The sequence below is a fragment of the Pelagibius sp. Alg239-R121 genome, from assembly GCF_947331435.1.
Classification (GTDB): Bacteria; Pseudomonadota; Alphaproteobacteria; order Kiloniellales; family Kiloniellaceae; genus Denitrobaculum.
The window spans coordinates 168,286-184,145 of the sequence record NZ_CAMZOF010000007.1 but is presented as its reverse complement, the minus strand read 5'-3'; the positions used below and the strand labels follow the sequence as shown (position 1 = coordinate 184,145).

12 protein-coding genes are annotated in these 15,860 nt (G+C 58.3%); 6 read left to right on the top strand and 6 right to left on the bottom strand.

Translation table 11 applies throughout. From position 1 onward, the window contains the following. Position 1: 1 nt before the first annotated feature. A complete protein-coding gene (locus QMZ18_RS22650) occupies positions 2-628 on the bottom strand; it encodes a tripartite tricarboxylate transporter TctB family protein (protein WP_282608637.1) in 627 nt (208 codons plus the stop codon). A 36-nt stretch (positions 629-664) separates the two neighbouring features. Further along, positions 665-1,612, bottom strand: a complete 948-nt coding sequence (locus QMZ18_RS22645; protein WP_282608636.1) for a tripartite tricarboxylate transporter substrate-binding protein — start codon at positions 1,610-1,612, stop codon at positions 665-667. 171 nt (positions 1,613-1,783) lie between these two features. Here QMZ18_RS22645 and QMZ18_RS22640 point away from each other — a divergent pair, with 171 nt between their 5' ends. From QMZ18_RS22640 to araD, 6 genes are all read left to right on the top strand, one after another. Further along, positions 1,784-2,572 carry an IclR family transcriptional regulator gene (locus tag QMZ18_RS22640; RefSeq protein ID WP_282608635.1) on the top strand — a complete coding sequence of 263 codons (789 nt, stop codon included), beginning with the start codon at positions 1,784-1,786 and terminating at the stop codon, positions 2,570-2,572. Further along, on the top strand, positions 2,569-3,246 hold the full coding sequence (locus QMZ18_RS22635) for an HAD-IA family hydrolase (RefSeq protein WP_282608634.1): 678 nt from the start codon (positions 2,569-2,571) through the stop codon (positions 3,244-3,246). Before QMZ18_RS22640 ends, QMZ18_RS22635 begins: the two co-directional genes overlap by 4 nt. Next, on the top strand, positions 3,239-4,594 hold the full coding sequence (locus tag QMZ18_RS22630) for an aspartate aminotransferase family protein (protein WP_282608633.1): 1,356 nt from the start codon (positions 3,239-3,241) through the stop codon (positions 4,592-4,594). Before QMZ18_RS22635 ends, QMZ18_RS22630 begins: the two co-directional genes overlap by 8 nt. Positions 4,595-4,647: 53 nt before the next feature. Further along, a complete protein-coding gene (locus QMZ18_RS22625; protein ID WP_282608632.1) occupies positions 4,648-5,904 on the top strand; it encodes a Tm-1-like ATP-binding domain-containing protein in 1,257 nt (418 codons plus the stop codon). Positions 5,905-5,931: 27 nt separating this feature from the next. Next, a complete protein-coding gene (locus tag QMZ18_RS22620; protein WP_282608631.1) occupies positions 5,932-7,347 on the top strand; it encodes a pyridoxal-dependent decarboxylase in 1,416 nt (471 codons plus the stop codon). A 203-nt stretch (positions 7,348-7,550) separates the two neighbouring features. Further along, the gene (gene araD / locus QMZ18_RS22615; RefSeq protein WP_282608630.1) at positions 7,551-9,275 is read left to right on the top strand and encodes an L-arabinonate dehydratase; all 1,725 of its coding nucleotides are present in this window, start codon (positions 7,551-7,553) and stop codon (positions 9,273-9,275) included. Positions 9,276-9,281: 6 nt separating this feature from the next. Here the strand turns inward: araD and QMZ18_RS22610 are convergent, their stop codons facing one another. The 4 genes from QMZ18_RS22610 to QMZ18_RS22595 all read right to left on the bottom strand — a co-directional run bounded on the left by QMZ18_RS22610 (position 9,282) and on the right by QMZ18_RS22595 (position 15,786). Then, complete coding sequence (locus QMZ18_RS22610; RefSeq protein ID WP_282608629.1) at positions 9,282-10,580, bottom strand: DUF1302 family protein; 1,299 nt, start codon at positions 10,578-10,580, stop codon at positions 9,282-9,284. A 42-nt stretch (positions 10,581-10,622) separates the two neighbouring features. Next, positions 10,623-13,802 carry an outer membrane lipoprotein-sorting protein gene (locus QMZ18_RS22605; RefSeq protein WP_282608628.1) on the bottom strand — a complete coding sequence of 1,060 codons (3,180 nt, stop codon included), beginning with the start codon at positions 13,800-13,802 and terminating at the stop codon, positions 10,623-10,625. A gap of 115 nt (positions 13,803-13,917) precedes the next feature. Further along, the gene (locus tag QMZ18_RS22600) at positions 13,918-14,379 is read right to left on the bottom strand and encodes a MarR family winged helix-turn-helix transcriptional regulator (RefSeq protein ID WP_282608627.1); all 462 of its coding nucleotides are present in this window, start codon (positions 14,377-14,379) and stop codon (positions 13,918-13,920) included. A 150-nt stretch (positions 14,380-14,529) separates the two neighbouring features. Further along, positions 14,530-15,786 (bottom strand): aminotransferase class V-fold PLP-dependent enzyme, encoded by a 1,257-nt coding sequence (locus QMZ18_RS22595; protein ID WP_282608626.1) that lies wholly within the window; start codon positions 15,784-15,786, stop codon positions 14,530-14,532. Positions 15,787-15,860: the final 74 nt, after the last annotated feature.

Below are 15,860 nucleotides of genomic sequence, written 5' to 3'. Positions count from 1 at the left end.
CTCAGAAGTTCCTGATCAGAAAATTGCGCAGGACATCGGGCGCCAGGTCGTAAAGTGCACCGGCGGGCATCTTGACCGAAAAACCGGTCTTAAAAAGCAACACTGTCGCTAGGCCAACAAGCGCCAACAGAATAAGCGTGGAGGCTTTACGGCATCCGACCCGAATGCCGAGCAAAGGCATGAAGATCACCGTCGAGATTAAATACCCCAGATAAGGCACCGAGGTCGCGTAGGCCAGAAACCAGAAAACAAACTCAAACGGACGCAACAGGCCCGCCACGCCGTCGCCCGGCAATAGAGGTGCCCGCAGTTCAGCACGGCGCCAGACAATGAGGTTGGTGATAAAGACCGCACCTGAAAAGAACGACATGACCGCCAGGCTGACCGTCGGCCAGAAAGCCGGCTGCAGCACGACCGGAACCCGCTTGAACCATTTGGTTTCCACACCGACCTGCGAGAGCAGGAGGAGACCAATGGCAAAGAAGACACCCGAGGCCAGCACCACACCGGGCATCAGCGGCGCGCGTGGCCGCCGATGTCCTTGTTCCACCGGTTCAGCCGCCAAGCCGTCGGGGACACTCGATTCTTCACTACGAGACAAGTCGGGTGCCCTTCCCATAACGGACATGTCGTTGATTCCGTAGCGTCACGGCGAAACGCGCGATTACTCGCCAATCATTTCATTGATCTTGGCGACCGTCGCCCGGTCGTTTTCGATCCGTTTGGCAGCGGTAGCTGCATCCATCCAGTAAATGCCGGCACCGGTTTCGGCCGCGATCTTTTGCGCCCGCTCACCCATGACGGTCTTCTTGGCAATCGCTGCGATCTTGTCCTTGACCTCCTGCGGTGTGCCCTTCTTCACGAAGAGACCGTTCCAGAGAGAGGCATTCAGGCTCGGTGCGACTTCCGCCATGGTCGGCGAGTCGGGCACGATCGGGATACGCTCGTCGGTGATGGCTGCCAGAACCTTCACGTCCTTCAGGCAAGGCAGCACAAGCTGCAGGGTCGTATTGATAACATCGGCATCGCCCGATGCCAGCGTATTGCAGTCGACCGCATCGAAGGCCGCTTCGGAGCCCCATTCGAAGCCCATGGTCTTGGCCGCCGCGAAGGAAATCTGCGTCGGAATGAGGAAGGATCCGAAATGTCCCAGCGCAACCTCGTGATCCTGCGCGTGCGCTGCCAGTTCTTTCATCGACCCGAAGGGGGCGTCGCTTTTCGCCACTACGACGAAAGGATAGGTCAGGAAGATACCGACCGGCTCGAAAGTATCCTCCTTCAACTCGTCGATGCCGATGGTCGGTCCCACGACCGGGACACCGATGACAAAAGACCCGACCATCGTTCCGTCAGCGGGGGCGTTCGCGACCTCGATTGCACCGGGGAAAGGCCCGCCGCCACCGCCAGGTTTGTTGACCACTGCAGCGGCAACGCCTGTTTCGGCCTGAAAGTCCTCGGCAATAAGGCGGGTCAGAACATCCTCAAGATCGCCCGGAGGAAACGGGACAACAAAGGACACCGGCTTTTCCGGATACTCGGCCTGCGCCGCCCAGAACGTCGCGGACAATGCCAACAAGGCTCCCGAAAGAACCGTTCCAATCAGAGATTTCATTGCGTCTCCCCCCTCTTCGTTTCGACCAAACTTCGGCTGAAGTCAGTCGGTTCATTATTATCACCGTCGGTTTAAATTTATGTTGCAATGACCCTCTACTTCTGTCAAGCAAAATGCCGGGGCCAGCTTTCGACTGTCCGTGCCGTCTGCAAGGGAATTTGGTGAGAAAATATGAGAACCGTTCGTAGAGCGTTGACTCTTTTGAACTTTTTCAGCGAGTCCTCACCAGAGTACGGTTTGAGCGAATTGGCGCGCACCGCCGGCTACGACAAGGCGACAACTCAACGCATGCTCTCGGCCCTCGCCGATCACGGCATGGTCGAGCAGCATCCGGAGAGCAAAAAGTACCGCCTCGGCGCGGGTCTGCTGCGTCTCGCCCGAGTCCGCGAGGCGACCTTCCCTATCGGCGCCGTTGTCGAGCCGGTGCTCAGGCGGCTCGCTGAGAAAACCCGGGAGACCGCACACTTTTCGATGGCAACCGGGGATGTGCTCTCGACGCTCGGCATTGCTGAAAGTCCAAGAACCAACCGCATCTCCATGCAGCGCGGCGAGCAGTTGCCACTGCACTGCACTGGGTCGGGGATCGCCTATCTCGCTTTTTCGCCGGAACCACTGGTCGACGGCATACTTGCGAAACCCTTGGCCAAGTTTACACCGGACACCATCACCGAAGCGGACAAGATCCGGGCGATGATTGAAACCGCGCGCCGGAGTGGCATCGGAAAGATTCATCAGGGTTACGATCAGGAGGTTTCGGGCGTTGCAGCACCGATTTTCGACTGGACGGGATTTGCCTGCGGCGCCATCGCGGTCGCAACACCCTCAACGCGCATGACGCCGGAAGCGGAAGTTGAAATCGGCTGGGCCGTGCGCACGGCAGCCATCGAAGTTACCAAGACCTTTGGCGCCGACCCACACGATATCCTGTTGCAGGCGCAGGCAGGCGCGAATGGAACATGACGGAGAAAAGCAAAGCTTTGGTTCTGGACTTCGGCGGTGTAATTTCCCGAACGCTGTTCGAGACTCAGCCACAAAATGAGCGGGCACTTGGCCTTCCGGAAGGCACACTCACCTGGCGCGGCCCCTTTGCTCCAGAGAGCGATCCGCTTTGGCAGAGCATGCAGGCAGAGGAAATTTCTGAACGCGACTATTGGCTGACTCGCACGAAAGAGGTCGGCCGGATGCTCGGCGAAGACTGGACATCGATGGTTCAGTTCGTGCAGCGGGCGCGCGGCGCCGATCCGGCCTCTGCCATCCGGCCGGAAGCCCTGTCGGCCATCACTGCGGCCCAAGCCGCGGGATGCCGACTTGCCATTCTCTCCAACGAGCTGGATCTATTCTACGGCGTGGACTTTAGAGAAAAGCTGCCGTTCATGGCTGATTTCGACGTCATTGTCGATGCCACCTACACCAAGATTCTGAAACCCGACCCGCAGGCCTATGAAACCTGCATCCGCAGACTGGGATTGACGGCAGACGACTGCGTATTCGTGGACGACCAACTGCGCAATATCGAGGGCGCGCTGGCGGTCGGTATGCAATGTGTTCATTTCGACGTTCGGACACCGGGCAAAAGCTATGCGGCGGCTCTGGCGCTGCTTGGACTAAAACAAACGGAGGCTATCGATGCGTGACGCCAACTTCCTGATCGAGAACAATGCCCGGCACTTCTGGCATCCCATGGCGCATCCAGCCGAGATGCAAAAAAACCCTCCCAAGGTCATCACTGCCGCCGAAGGCGTTGAACTGACAGATGTCCAGGGCCAGCGCGTGCTGGATGCGGTCGGCGGCCTGTGGAACGTCAATCTTGGTTACTCCTGCCAGCCCGTAAAAGACGCGATCCGGGACCAGCTCGAGCAACTGCCTTACTACTCCGCCTTTCGGGGCACATCGACAGGGCCGGCAATCGAGCTTTCTTACGAACTGCGCGAATGGTTTGCGCCGGACGGACTAACCCGCGCCTTCTTTACTTCCGGGGGCTCGGATTCCGTCGAGACCGCCCTGCGACTGGCAAGGCAGTATCATAAGATCCGCGGCGAACGGGACCGCACAAAGTTCATCGGGATCAAGAAAGGCTATCACGGCACTCACTTCGGGGGCGCATCAGTCAATGGCAATGCCAACTTCCGGCGAAATTACGAACCGCTGTTGCCCGGCGTCTATCACATCCCCGCCCCTTGGCCTTACCGCAATCCCTTCGGCGAGACAGACCCGGCCCGTTTGGCGCAGCTTTGTGCCGCCATGCTGGAAGACGAGATCAAATTCCAGAGCCCGGATACAGTCGCAGCTTTCATCATGGAACCGATCCTGGGTGCGGGCGGCGTTATTCCGCCGCACGAAAGCTTTATGCCGCTCGTCCGCGAGATCTGCGACCGGCACGGCGTGCTCCTGATCGCCGACGAGGTTATCACCGCCTTCGGCCGTACCGGCGCCTGGACCGGGTCCCGTCTCTGGGGTGTAAAGCCCGACATGATGACCACCGCCAAAGCCATCACCAATGGCTACTATCCCTTTGGCGCGGTGATGCTCGGCGAAAAAGTCGTTGAAGTGTTTGAGAGCAACGAAGACAGTTTCGGTAATATCGGACATGGCTACACCTACTCCGCCCACCCGGTTGGCGCAGCAGCAGCATTGGCCGCGCTGGCGGAGACCAAACGCCTGGACGTCGCGCGCAATGCGGCGGTACGCGGTGACGAGCTGATGGACGGTTGCCTTGCGCTGCAGAAAAAACATGACATGGTCGGCGACGTCCGGGGAAAAGGGCTGATGACCTGCCTTGAACTAGTCAGCGACCGCACGAACAAGACACCGCTTAGCAAGGATGCCATTGCCAGAATGTTCGAAGGCACCTACGAAGCCGGTGTAATGGTCCGAATTTCCGGCAACAACGTAATCCTCTCTCCGCCTCTGGTCTTGACCTCGGATGATGTGACGCGGATTGTCGAAGCTCTCGACGCCGGTTTGCAGGTTGCTGCCTTCTAATGATCTGAACCTGCCTTTAACCGTGCGAATTCGGTAGACCCTGGAGAGCGATCTTGTCCGACACTCCCGTCATCCTCGTCATCGGAACGGCCGACACCAAATCGGATGAACTGCTTTATCTGAAAGACCGCATCGAAACCGGTGGCGGAAGGGCTCACATCATGGACGTCGGTGTTCTCGGTGATCCAGACTTCAAACCCCAATCGACAAAGCATGATGTTGCCGCTGCCGCAAAGACTAGTAACGAGGCGATCATCGCCTTGGGTGACGAAAACCAGGCAATGACGAAGACCGCAGAGGGCGCAAGCCTGCTCGCGCGGCAGCTGTACGACGACGGTAAGATCCATGGTGTGCTCGCGCTCGGCGGCACCATGGGCACCGATCTGGCGCTCGATGTCTGTCAGGCTCTTCCTTTGGGCGTTCCTAAATATGTGGTTTCGACCATCGCCTTCTCCCCACTGATTCCTGCAGAACGCCTTGCTGCAGACACGCAAATGATCCTCTGGGCCGGTGGCCTCTACGGTCTCAACGCGATCTGTAAATCATCGCTCAGTCAAGCCGCAGGCGCGGTGGTCGGAGCCGTGCGAACCGCCGAACCTCCACTACGTGACCGTCCGTTGGTCGGCATCACCAGCCTGGGAAAATCCTGTCTCAAGTATATGGTGTTCCTGAAACCTGCGCTGGAGAAACGCGGTTACGAGGTTGCCGTTTTTCATACGACCGGAATGGGCGGCCGTGCGTTTGAATCTTTGGCTGCCGAAGGCGCCTTCGCCGCGGTGATGGATTTCAGCCTGCAGGAGTTGAGCAATGACCTAAACGGCTCGATCGTAACCGCCGGTGCGGACCGGCTTGAGAACTGCGGCAGAGCGGGCATTCCCCAAATCGTCGCACCTGGCGCCGTTGATCTGATCGATCTCGCGACGGCGGCGCCACTTCCCGAGAAATATCAAGATCGGGAGTATCATGCGCACAACCGCCTGATCGCCTCGGTTACGGTGAGTCCAGACGAGCGCAGACGCACGGCGCGCGCGATTTGTGAAAAACTGAAGGCAGCGACGGCGCCGGTGCACATCCTATTACCCACCCAGGGAATCGAGGAATGGGACCGGTCGGGCGAAGTGCTTTATGATCCGGTCGGACATGCCGCCTTTGTTGACGAACTCCAGCAAGCCGTCGAGCAGCCGGTCGAACTGACAAGCCTCGCCTGCCATATCAACGACCGGGTTTTCGCCACCGAAGCCCTGAAGGTTTTCGATTCCTGGGTGGCCGATGGAATCATCGTAGCGGGTGTTGCCGACGCCTCGACCTGAACAGAAACCAGACAGCCGGAGACAAGAGTGAACAAAGACGCGTTTCGAAAGTGGTCGCAGACGGCTGCCAACTGGGGTGCCGACTATCGTGAAACCGTAGGCAAACACCCGGTTCGTGCCCGGACAGCACCGGGCGAAGTAACCGCCAAGATCGCTAAGTCACCACCCGAGCAGCCGGAAGAAATGGACGCCATTTTTGCCGATTTCGAGCGGGATATCGTGCCTGGTATGACCCATTGGCAGCATCCGCGCTTCTTCGCCTATTTTCCCGCCAATGCTGCACAGGTTTCCGTTGTCGCCGAGTATCTGGTAACCGCCATGGGCGCTCAGTGTATGCTCTGGCAGACATCGCCCGCGGCTACGGAGCTGGAGACCGTGGTTCTGGACTGGCTGCGACAGGCTTTAGGCCTGCCGGAGGATTTTACCGGCGTCATCCAGGATTCGGCCTCGTCGGCAACCCTGGCGGCAGTGTTGACCATGCGCGAACGCGCGTTGAATTGGGCCGGCAACCAGCGCGGGCTCGCTAATCATCCCGCTCTGCGTGTCTATGCGTCCGATCAGGTTCACACTTCCATCGACCGCGCCATCTGGGTCTCGGGAATCGGCGAAGAAAACCTGGTGCGCATTCCCGTATCCGGACCGCAGCGCGCCCTCGACCCCGCCGAGCTCGAGGCCGCCATCGCGCGTGACAGAGCAGCTGGTCTTTTACCGACCGGTATCATCGCCTGCGTCGGAGGCACAAGTGTCGGGGCGACCGACGACATTGCGGAGATCTGCCGGATCGCGCGCGACCACGACCTCTACGTTCATGTCGACGCCGCCTGGGCCGGTTCGGCAATGATCTGCCCGGAGTTCCGGTCGTTGTGGCAAGGTGTTGAGTTGGCCGATTCCGTCGTCTTCAATCCGCACAAATGGCTGGGGGCAAGCTTCGACTGTTCAGCCCACTTCATACGGAACCCGGACAGCCTGGTTAAGACCCTTGCAATCCAGCCGGAATATCTGAAAACCCACGGGCAAGACGGCATCATCAACTACTCGGAATGGTCAGTGCCATTGGGCCGCCGATTCCGCGCCCTGAAGATCTGGTTTCTTATTCGCGCCCACGGTCTGGAAGGCCTTCGGCGCATGATCAGAAATCACGTTGCCTGGTCGGAACAACTGGCTCAAAAGATCGCTGCGGAAAACAATTTCGAACTCGTGACCGATCCGATGCTATCGCTCTTTTCCTTCCGCTATGCCCCACCCAACATCGACGACTTGGACGCGCTCAACCTTCAATTGGTCAACGCCATCAACAACGACGGCCGCATCTATCTGACCCAGACACGGGTCGACGGCGCACTGGTGATCCGCTTTCAGGCCGGGCAGTTCGAGACCACCGAAGAGGACGTTCTCTCCGCCTTGGGCGTCATTCTTGATTGTGCAGCTTCTCTTGATATCTAGCTGGATCAGACTCTAGCCTTCTTCAACCAGCATGGCCTGTTTTCCCGCCCGTACGGCAAACAGCGATAACATAACGCCGGCCGCGGCCTTTAAGAGGGGGACAGATGATTGAAACCGCTTTGAACGAAGCGGTGGATCGGTTGGTATATAATCCCTTGCAATAGAACAACACACCCAAAAACAAGTTACAGGGAACCGAAAGCATGACCGAACGGACACTCCGCAGCGCCAGATGGTTCGACAGTCAGGACCTGCGGGGTTTTGGCCATCGTTCCCGCATCATGCAGATGGGCTATGGGCCGGACGACTGGTCTGGGCGGCCGGTGATCGCAATCATCAATACCTGGTCCGACATCAATCCTTGCCATGCGCACTTCAAAAGCCGGGTTGAAGATATCCGGCGCGGCGTACTCCAGGCGGGCGGTTTCCCGATCGAGCTCCCTGCCCTCTCCCTTTCGGAGAACTTCGTAAAGCCAACCACAATGCTTTACCGCAATCTGCTCGCAATGGAGGTCGAGGAGCTGCTGCGTTCACATCCGGTCGACGGCGCGGTCTTGATGGGCGGTTGCGACAAGACCACACCAGGTCTTTTGTTGGGCGCAACCTCGATGGATCTTCCTGCGATCTATGTTCCCGCCGGTCCCATGCTGCGCGGCAACTGGCGTGGAGAGGTTTTGGGATCAGGTTCGGACGCTTGGAAGTATTGGGACGAGAAGCGCGCGGGCAATATTACCGAGGACGACTGGACAGGCGTAGAAGCCGGGATCGCCCGCTCCTATGGCCACTGCATGACCATGGGCACGGCGAGCACTATGACCGGCACAACCGAAGCGCTGGGCATGACTCTATCGGGTGCCTCCTCGATCCCTGCCGCTGACGCCAACCATATCCGCATGTGTGCCGCCGCCGGTCGCCGCGTCGTCGAGATGGTGCAGTCCGACCTGCGCCCCAGTCAGATCCTTACACGCGCGTCTTTTGAAAACGCCATCGTCGTGGCCATGGCCATGGGCTGCTCGACCAACGCCATCATTCATCTCATCGCCCAGGCGCGGCGCGCCAAGATCGAGGTCGGCCTTGAAGACTTCGACCGTTTGAGCCGGGAAATCCCGGTGATCGCCAACATCCGGCCATCGGGCGACCGCTATCTGATGGAAGATTTCTTTTATGCCGGCGGACTCCGCGCACTGATGACCCGCCTCGCCGATCACCTCGACCTGAGTGCCCCAACCGTATCAGGCGCGACCCTGGGCGAGGATATCGCAGGTGCCAAGGTCTGGAATGACGACGTCATCCGCCCGCTCGACAATCCACTCTACGCAGAAGGCGCCCTCGCCGTACTGCGCGGGAACCTGGCGCCGGACGGCTGCGTCATCAAACCTTCTGCCTGTGCCCAGAAGTTTCTGAAGCATCGCGGGCCGGCGCTGGTGTTCAACGACTATGCAGAAATGAAGGAACGGATCGACGATCCTGAGTTGGACGTGACGGAAGACACAGTTTTGGTGATGCGTGGGGCGGGACCACAAGGCGGGCCAGGAATGCCGGAGTGGGGCATGCTGCCAATCCCGGCAAAGTTGTTAAAGCAAGGCGTGCGCGACATGCTGAGGATTTCGGATGCCCGCATGAGCGGCACCAGCTACGGTGCCTGCGTCCTTCATGTGGCACCGGAGGCCCATGTTGGCGGCCCCCTGGCACTCATTCAAACGGGCGATATCGTCTCTGTCGATGTGGCCGCTCGTCGGATCGACATGGAGGTCGGCGAGGCAGAGCTTGTGCGGCGCAGGGCCGACTGGACCGCGCCAGAATCCCGCTTCGAACGGGGTTATGGCTGGGTCTTTACCCGCCACATTCTGCAAGCCGACAAAGGATGTGACCTCGATTTTCTCGAATCAAGTTATGGCCCCAATCCTGGCGAACCCGCCATCCTATAAGTCTGACTAGAAACCAACGGTCACGCCGAATGTGATCCGGTCGCGATTCCGGAACTGCCCAAAGAGGCCGTCTTCATCGCCGTAGAAGATATCGGCGCCAAGAGTAAGATTGACGTCACTATAGAGCTGATAATCCAACTCAGCCTGCACGACCCCGTCTCCTTCGTTAAGGCTCTGAATAACCAGCAGGCTCAGTTTGATGGTCTCGTTCTCGAAGGTGCGTTCGACCAGGAAAGTTGCGGAGGTTTCGACCTGATCCTGAACAATTCCGTCCTCGTGGTCGGCGATGAAAGACTGAAAGAGCTGAGCACTGAGAAAGGTATCGGTGATCCCCTGGTAATCGAGCCCCAGAACATAACTCACCTCGCCTGATTTCACGACACCATCGCTGTCGCCAGCGTCTTCAGTGATAAAAAAGCGATCGGTCGAATAACCGACTTCGCCGCGCACCACCCAGTCATCGAACGCGTTATTGAAGCTTCCGCCCAGCAGATGCGTCCGCTCATAATCTTGCGTCACTGCGACACCGCCGGGAAGCAAACGCCGTCGCGTGACGGGAGTGTCGCTGTAGTGAAAAAAGTAATTTGCTGAAAGTTCCCAGCCGTCCAGAAAGGTTGTAAAGCGCGCACCGGCATCTGAGTCTTCGACGAAACTGTTTGGCCGGTCGAATTCGGTGCTGAGGACGGTTACACCGGCCGGCAATCGCGGCACAAGCCGCGGCGAAGAGAAGGCAAAGGCAGCATCAGAGTCGGGAATGTCATTGTAAGTCTGATCGGGAATCCAGAGCAGCTGAACCAGGCTGTCTTCGCCCACGGGAATCTCGGCATTTACCGTCCAGAGGGGAATGCGCGAATCCTCGAACTCGGGCAGGATGAACTCGCGAAAGGACTGCGGATTGATGACATCCAGGACCTTCAGTCCGTCGGCCTCTCCCCAGACCACCTGCTGTTTGCCCAGCCGCACAAAGGCGTCTTCTAAATCGATATCCAGATAGAGTTCACGCAGTTCGATGTCGACGTCATCGCCGACGAACGCGCGTTCTGAGATGGCATCCCGGTTATCCTCCGACGGACGGCCGGGTTCCAGCCGGTCTTCTGTGTCGCCGCGAAACCTGAAAATGCCATTCAGCTTCACGCTCTCGCCGAGGCGCATGTTGACTTCCGGCGTGAAGACGGCCTCACCGAATTGCAGCTCGTCGCGCTCTGTTTCCCATCCGAAGCGCGTCTCCAAAAGTGCTGAAAATTCTGCTTCGTCCAGCAGGTTTTCGGCAGAGACCAGAGCCGGCTGGACGAAACAGCAGATCATGATGAGAGGCGTTCTAAAACATCCTCTCGGATTCCCCCGCATTTACAGCCCCCGTTTCAGATTCCGTGTCTTGAATACCTTGTCTTTGATTTCCGATTTGTAGTCGATGTCGCCGAAGCGGAAGAGCGTCTGGTGTCTCGTCTTGTGATTCTCCACATGAATGCGATGCACCGTCCAAATCCCGTCGACCGCCTCAATCTCCGTCGAGCGGATCGTCTTCAGCGGATTACCGTTTACATCCCACATCTCCGCCTCGCGGGAGATCCAAATCGCCGAGTCGACTCGCCACACGGCTTTACTATACCCGAGTTCATTCGCGATTTCTTCACTAACGGGCACACCCTCGACAATAAAGGTCGTGTGGCCGTCTACTTTTTCTTGACCGATAGTCGTGAAATCATAGTCCTCAAGGGCGACCTTGTTTTCCTTTTTCATGTCCTCGTAGGTCAGATCAGTGCCGAGGAAATAGTCGCCCCGGTCCGATGCCGAGATACGGCGCACCTTGCGCAACGCCGGCAGATAGAGCCACTGATCGTCATCCTTATCGGCTTCCGGGTAGTCGTAGGTCAGAAATCCGGTACCCTTTACGTTGGTAGGCGACTTGTAAAACATGACCGTACGCTTTTCCTGACCGTAGTAGCGCCGGAAGGCTGCCGTCTCTCTTTTGCGGGTCGTGCCGCTGCGGTCGGTCATCTCCATGATCAGCGTGCGCGTCACCCACTCACCCTCGTCGCGGTCGACAACCCGCTGCATGATTTCCCGACCGTCGGGTAAGTCTTCCGCATCCGCCTTCCCAGCAACCGCCAACAAGGCAATCCCTGTCATGGCAATTGCTGCAACCGCAGCTTTGACGCTTGAAGGCTTCAAGCCCACAGCATCGCTGTGAGGTGCCTGTTCAGGCCAGATGAAACGGGGTTTCAATAGCTTCGCGAGTGCAGGCATGATCGCCATGCTGGCGATGAAAGCGGCAGCGACAGCGATGCCGACCAGCACACCGAACTTCAGCAACGGCGGAACCTCGCTGGTGGTGAGCACGGCGAAACCCAAGCCGATGGCAGCGAAGTTGAAGAACAATGCCCGGCCGGTGGAGGGAAATAGCGGCGCGATGCGCTCGTCGAACGAACCTGAACCCGTCATGGCTAACTCCTTCATGCGATCGATCGTATGGATGGAAAAGTCGATACCGAGACCGATGGCGATTGCGGCAAACATCGAGGTCCCGACGCCCAACCAGATCCCGCTGAAACCCATCACCGCATAGATCAGCAGGATCGACATCCCGACGGGGATAAGGGCAAAGGCACCCGCCAGTGCCGAACGGAACACCAGCGACGCCATCAGCCAAACCAGCACCAGCGAGATCGTCAGGCTGCGCAGGTGGTTGTCACCGATGGTGTTCAGCCAATGGAAGTTCACATAGACACGCCCCGACAGATTGACTGTCATGCCGCCGTCGATGAACTCTTTCGCAACGTAATCTTCCAGCGCGGCAATCACCTCGCGATTGCTGCGGTACAGGCTGCTGTTCAGGTTGAGCCGGATGTTGGCACGCCGATAGTCGTAGTCGACCTCTTCTTCGAAGTCGGTTGGATTGGCCGAGGTAGAATAGAGCAGGAACAGCTGCGCGATCAGGAAGTCATCGTCCGGAATGCTATAAAACTCCTGCCGATTCTCATTGACCGCCTTATGCATCTGCTTGATGTAGTCAACGACGGAGGTCGAGCCCTGCACGCCGTCGAGGGTCTCGGCGTAACGTTGGAGTGCCTCGATCCGTGCCAGATTATCCGGCTTGAAAAGGTCTTCCCGGTTGGGCGTTTCGACCACCATGTCGATGTAGTTCGTGCCGTCGAACACCTGGTTCATAACCTGGTCGGCGAGGTAAATCGGCTCATCGCGTTGAAAGTTTTCGATCTGCGACTCCTCCACAATCACCCTGGAAGCGCCGACAGCACCGGTAATCGCAACAGCGGCAACGACGGCGACCACGGTCCGCGGGTGCCGAAGAACAATATGGCCAAAGCGCGTCATCAAACGGCCATAGACGTCGGTTGATTTATTGAGAGCGAAGGCGTTGCTTGGCTTCACCTTGAAGAGCGTAACCGCCGCCGGCAGAACGAGGATGGTATAGAACCAGGCTGCCGTAACCCCGATCGCTGCAAAGAGGCCGAAGTATTTCATCGGTGGCATTTCGGCGCCGATGAAAAGGCCCATGAAGCCGGCGATCGTCGTCAGCGTGGTCAGGGTGATGGGCCGGTACATCCGCTGCATCGCCCGTACGATCACTTCGCGGCGGCTGAGTTCGGGATGCGTGACGGCCAGTTCGTAGTAATCGCTCAGCACATGGATGGAGTCCGCCACCGCGATGCCGATCAGGATCGGTAACAGCCCGTTCGTAATGACGAAGAAGGAAACCCCGAACGCGGCCATCAGCCCCAACGCCGCCGCCGCCGTAGCGAGCACGATTATGTTGGGCAGAAGCGCGCCGGCGAAGGTCCGGAACGCCACCACAAGGACCAGGGTAATCACCACGGCCGTCAGCGGATTCAGGCGTGTCGCGTCATTGTCGATGTAGGTTCCCAGGAAGCCAGAGATCGCCCCCTCGCCCGCCACGTGAACCTCCACACCCTCCGGCAGGATACTTGCGTCGACGATCGCGCGGATCTCGTCATAAGTAGACTGGCTTAAGGTATGGTCGATGACCTCGGCCACGATCAGTGTCGCGCTGCCGTCCCTGGCAACCAAAGCGCCCTGATAGAGCGGGAAATCTTCGATCGCAGCCTTCAGCGCTGCGGGGTCGAGACTGCGGCCTGTCCCGAGCTCATAAAAATCATCGACCTCCATACCGTCTTCAGTTCCGACGATGTTGCTCTCGGTCGCAAGGCTGGTGACCCGATCCGGGTCGACATTCCGCAGTTTCCCAAGCTGCTCGGAAAGATCCTGCACCAGTCCGAGTGTCACCGGATTGTAAATGCCGCGCTCCCGCCGGTCGATCACAGCCACAACGAAGGGGTCGTCCAGGCCGAAGATTTCTTTCACTTTGTCGCGGTAGATCACCGCGGGATTGTCGGCAGCGATGAAGGCGTCCGGAGTCGTATCCTTGTTCAGCAGAGGCAGGAATGCAGCGGCACCCAGGATCGCCAGAAAACTGAAGAAAAGAACCGTTTTGGGAAAAGCGGTCACGGCCATAAAAAACCGTCTAGCAAATGCGTTTTCTCTAATCATGAAACCGCTCCTACAGCGGCAAGAGAAATATCTCTTTGTGTCGTGTATATACACGTTATAGAGTTAAACGGATCGTTCGAAAACGGCATATCGGTCTCCCTTTTCCCGGAATCTGTCAGGCGTAATTTGCCGCCGATGACATCTGTGTGTGGAATGCCTGCCAACCCTCTTCGCCAAGGGCTGTTCGTAAATCTCTTTGGGCACTCTGCCAGAGCGGGACGGCCTGCGCGTAGAGTTTAGCGCCTGCTTCGGTCAGCTTGACGCTTCGGGCGCGTCCGTAGCCATCGTCCGTGAGCTCGACCAGTCCCTGACGTTCCAGCGGACCAAGGTTACGGCTGAAGGTACTGCGATCCATTCCCAGCGCCTCCGCCAGGTCGGTCAGCGAAACAGCCCCGTCAGCCAGCGTGGCCGCCGACAGCATCGTGTATTGCGTCGCCTTTAGGCCGGTTGGGCGCAAAGCCTCTTCATAGGTCTTGGTGATCATCCGGGATGCCTGTCGCACCTTGAGACAGGCACAACTCTGACTCGCCTCTCTTGCGGCTGCCTTCAGGTCCAGTTTTGTGCGTTCGTTGCTCATAACGTGAATATACACGACAGGCGTTAAATTTCAAGAGACCGGAGGAAAAACCACTGAATTTTATGCTGCAGGGTGAATCAGGCAGGCGCTCCACAGCAAGGCGACATGCCCGCCCTCTTCATTGAGAATAGCAGCCCGGTCGCCCCGGTCTTACAGCGCAACAATTTCCTGCATTGCAGTCAGGAATTGCGCGACTTCCTGCTCGCTGTTGTAGTGGCACATCGACACTCTGACGCAGTCTTCGAGACCGAGAGGTGTGAGAATGTTTGCCGAGTAGTGATCCGCCTTGCGGGCATGAACCCGGATGCCGCGCTCACGTAGCGCCGAAACCAGTGTCTCTGCGTCCATTCCCTTTACGGTCATGGAGACCAATCCCTCGCGCAGAGGATTTTCAGCACCGCAGAGAACGCCGACTTCGGGCATTTCAGTCAAGCCTTTGAGATTCCCAATGCCAAAAAGCATGGCGTCGGTGAGGTCCTTTTCGTGAGCATGGATCGCCTTCCCCGCCGCTTCAATTCGCGCGCGGCGGTCGGTTGAATCGGTCACCTGGCTGCCCAGCCATTCAAAATAGGCCACGACCTCCGAAAAGGTCGCGTAGGCTCCGGTGTCCCGTGTTCCGAGCTCCCACTGCGCCTGCGGCGCACCAATCAGACCGTCATGCGGCAGCTGGGTAAAGCGGTCCGAGATCCAGGCAAGACCATAGCCGTGACGCGAGAAGGCCTTGTAGGGCGAGATCACATATCCATCGATGCCGTAGGAATCGATATCGATGCCACCATGCGCCGCATGCTGGATGCCGTCGATAATGATATAGCAGTCCGGTGCAACGTTTCGGATTGCCTTCGCGATCGCACCGACATCCACCGCCATGCCGCTGACCGGTGAGGTGTGCAGAATGGTCGCCACCCGGGTGTCTGGGCTGATGTGTGGCAAGTAGTCTTCGGCCGTCACCGATCCGGTTTCCGCATTATGCGGTACGCTGACATAGTCCTTGCCGGCGATATCGGCCCAGCGGATGCAGGCGCTGCGCGAGGCCGGATGCTCCAGTGTGCTGCCCAAAACAATGCCGCCCTTTTCGGCGCCCAGTATGGCAGCGCTGATTAAACGGAAAAGCAGTTCCGTGCCACTCTCGCCCACGAAAACCTGACCGCCCGAAGCATTGAAAAACAGCTTTGTGTCGTCCTTGGCCTTGGCGATAATCCGGACCAGCTCATGGGCCGCCGGATTGTCGCGCCCCTGATTGTCCGGAATCGCCGCCATTTCCTGCGACTTCTCGGCCACGGAATTCAAGGTCAGAGCACCGCCGGCATTCTCAAAGAACACTCGTGTCCCCTGGTATGGGCAGCTATCCACATGCGCAAACTTCGCGCGGACGTCGTGGATAAGGTTTTCGTTGGATCCAAGCATCTTCTTTTCCTTCTTTCGCCGCTTGTCACGGCGCGGGGCATAACTGCCTTGGCAGGAGAGTTGCTTGATACCAC

Excerpts from the sequence above, each read along its gene's own strand:
- QMZ18_RS22650 (WP_282608637.1), bottom strand. The coding sequence starts at position 628 with ATGTCCGTTATGGGAAGGGCACCCGACTTGTCTCGTAGTGAAGAATCG.
- QMZ18_RS22645 (WP_282608636.1), bottom strand. The coding sequence starts at position 1,612 with ATGAAATCTCTGATTGGAACGGTTCTTTCGGGAGCCTTGTTGGCATTG.
- QMZ18_RS22640 (WP_282608635.1), top strand. The coding sequence starts at position 1,784 with ATGAGAACCGTTCGTAGAGCGTTGACTCTTTTGAACTTTTTCAGCGAG.
- QMZ18_RS22635 (WP_282608634.1), top strand. The coding sequence starts at position 2,569 with ATGACGGAGAAAAGCAAAGCTTTGGTTCTGGACTTCGGCGGTGTAATT.
- QMZ18_RS22630 (WP_282608633.1), top strand. The coding sequence starts at position 3,239 with ATGCGTGACGCCAACTTCCTGATCGAGAACAATGCCCGGCACTTCTGG.
- araD (WP_282608630.1), top strand. The coding sequence starts at position 7,551 with ATGACCGAACGGACACTCCGCAGCGCCAGATGGTTCGACAGTCAGGAC.
- QMZ18_RS22610 (WP_282608629.1), bottom strand. The coding sequence starts at position 10,580 with ATGATCTGCTGTTTCGTCCAGCCGGCTCTGGTCTCTGCCGAAAACCTG.
- QMZ18_RS22605 (WP_282608628.1), bottom strand. The coding sequence starts at position 13,802 with ATGATTAGAGAAAACGCATTTGCTAGACGGTTTTTTATGGCCGTGACC.
- QMZ18_RS22600 (WP_282608627.1), bottom strand. The coding sequence starts at position 14,379 with ATGAGCAACGAACGCACAAAACTGGACCTGAAGGCAGCCGCAAGAGAG.
- QMZ18_RS22595 (WP_282608626.1), bottom strand. The coding sequence starts at position 15,786 with ATGCTTGGATCCAACGAAAACCTTATCCACGACGTCCGCGCGAAGTTT.